The organism is Coleofasciculus sp. F4-SAH-05, from assembly GCF_040222985.1.
In the GTDB taxonomy this organism is placed as follows: Bacteria; Cyanobacteriota; Cyanobacteriia; order Cyanobacteriales; family Coleofasciculaceae; genus Coleofasciculus; species Coleofasciculus chthonoplastes.
On sequence record NZ_JAVKBY010000104.1, the window covers coordinates 1 to 2,094 of the forward strand.

3 protein-coding genes are annotated in these 2,094 nt (G+C 45.9%); 1 reads left to right on the forward strand and 2 read right to left on the reverse strand.

All coding sequences use genetic code 11. The features are described from left to right. Positions 1-212: 212 nt before the first annotated feature. On the reverse strand, positions 213-425 hold the full coding sequence (locus RIG27_RS13390; protein WP_446345842.1) for a hypothetical protein: 213 nt from the start codon (positions 423-425) through the stop codon (positions 213-215). A 25-nt stretch (positions 426-450) separates the two neighbouring features. Here RIG27_RS13390 and RIG27_RS13395 point away from each other — a divergent pair, with 25 nt between their 5' ends. Continuing rightward, on the forward strand, positions 451-1,386 hold the full coding sequence (locus RIG27_RS13395) for an NAD-dependent epimerase/dehydratase family protein (RefSeq protein ID WP_446345844.1): 936 nt from the start codon (positions 451-453) through the stop codon (positions 1,384-1,386). Here the strand turns inward: RIG27_RS13395 and pgsA are convergent. Beyond that, positions 1,332-1,889 (reverse strand): CDP-diacylglycerol--glycerol-3-phosphate 3-phosphatidyltransferase, encoded by a 558-nt coding sequence (gene pgsA, locus RIG27_RS13400; protein ID WP_446341645.1) that lies wholly within the window; start codon positions 1,887-1,889, stop codon positions 1,332-1,334. The two genes, RIG27_RS13395 and pgsA, sit on opposite strands and share 55 nt — an antisense overlap. Between the last annotated feature and the right edge of the window lie 205 nt (positions 1,890-2,094).

The following is a 2,094-nucleotide window of genomic DNA, read 5'->3' on the forward strand; positions in this document are numbered from 1 at the left end:
TGTGTTTTCGTTCACGTAGTTACAAGCGTCCGCAAACGCCTGAAGAGTTGCCTCTAAGAAGGCAACTTGTTCAGGAGAGGGTTGGAGCTTTACAACTATTGTGAGAACTTGTTTCATGGCTAAACTATACCACCACATGGGATAGAATGAGATAGAAAGAGAGAGATTGAAAATACTTCGGGGATTGACCCCTCGCATTTTTCGCTATCCCCCTACCCCTTACTTCGTTGAAGGGGTAGCCCCTCGCGATTCGGGTGGTCTTGAGTCATGGCAATGGTACTGTAGACAATGCGATCGCTCTTCAACGAGGACGATCCGATCACTAATTCTCTGGTGGTGGTTTGGATCAGGACTTTTGAGGTGACAGACTCTGGATGAAGGATGACAAACCCGTAACCAAGGACAAATGACTGTAAAATTCCCATACAGGATTAGACAGAAAGGATAATCATGCGAATTTTAATCATGGGTGGTACTCGCTTCATCGGAGTCTACTTAACCAAAATCTTGGTTGAACAAGGACATGAGGTGGTACTGTTCAACCGGGGTAATAAACCAGCGCCTGTCGAAGGGGTACAACAGATTCACTGCGATCGCAAAGACGCGACTCAACTCAAGGAAAAGCTGTCGGGAGAAGCGTTTGATGCCATTTTTGATAATAATGGGCGGGAACTCAGTGATACTCAACCCCTAGTCGAGATATTTAAAGACAAAGTACAGCATTTTGTCTATATGAGTTCGGCGGGAGTCTATTTACAATCTGACCAAATGCCCCATGTTGAAGGTGATCCTGTAGATCCGAAAAGTCGCCACAAGGGTAAACATGAGACGGAAGCGTATCTAGAAGCCCAAGGAATGCCGTTTACCGCGATTCGTCCAACTTATATCTATGGACCTCAAAACTATAATGACTTAGAAGCCTGGTTCTTTGACCGTATCGTTCGCGATCGCCCCATTCTCATCCCTAATAGTGGTCTCTATATCACACAACTGGGGCATTGTAAAGACTTAGCCCGTGCCATGTCTCTGGTACTAGGGAACCAGCAAGCGATTGGACAAGTTTATAATGTATCCGGCGATCGCTATGTGACCTTTGACGGCTTGGCAAACGCCTGTATTGTGGCAGGGGGCAAATCTCCTGAGGATTTCGACTTGTTACATTACAATCCCAAAAAGTTTGATTTTGGCAAGCGCAAAGCGTTCCCCCTGCGAACCCAACACTTTTTTGCGGATGTCCATAAAGCCAAGACTCAACTCAATTGGGAACCGGAGTATGACTTGATATCAGGGCTTAAGGATTCGTTCCAAAACGATTACTTAGCCTCTGGGCGTCACGAAGCGGAGGTTGATTTCTCCTTAGATGACCAACTATTAGCCGCAAGTTGAGGCAAGATGTAAATTCCCCCAGAAATTAGGGTGAGGATAACGGATAGCCAGAATAGGACAAGGGATGGCATCTCCCACACCGGAGGAAGTGGTGCAATTAATAGGGCAATTGCTGTAATTTGAGTTACAGTTTTAAGTTTGCCCCAACTATTTGCGCCACTAATTTCCTGGGTCAAATTGGGGTTCACTCGCCAACCCGCGATCGCTAATTCCCGCGCTAATATTAGAAACACACCCCAGGCGGGAACTTGGTTTAATTCAATCAAGGCTAAAAGGGGGGCTAAAACTAATAATTTATCCACTAACGGATCAAGAAATTTGCCCAAATCCGTCACTTGATCCAGTTTTCGCGCCAGATAACCATCTAACCAATCCGTAGCTGCGGCGATTAGAAAGATTGCCAGACAAATCCAGCGTGTTTGAGCTGTGGGATCATGCAGTCCATATAGAATAAAGGGCAATCCCAGTAATCGAGAAAATGTAATCCAGGTGGGTAGTGTCATCAGATTTATCAATTAGGGCGGGTTTTGTTAAATAGTTATCGGTGAGGAGGGCGGGTTTTGTTAAATAGTTATCGGTGAGGCGGGCGGGTTTTGTTCAACAGTTATCGGTGAGGCGGGCGGGTTTTGTTCAACAGTTATCGGTGAGGCGGGCGGGTTTTTATCAACAGTAATCGGTGAGGCGCGCACTTTATTAGCAAAACAAAAC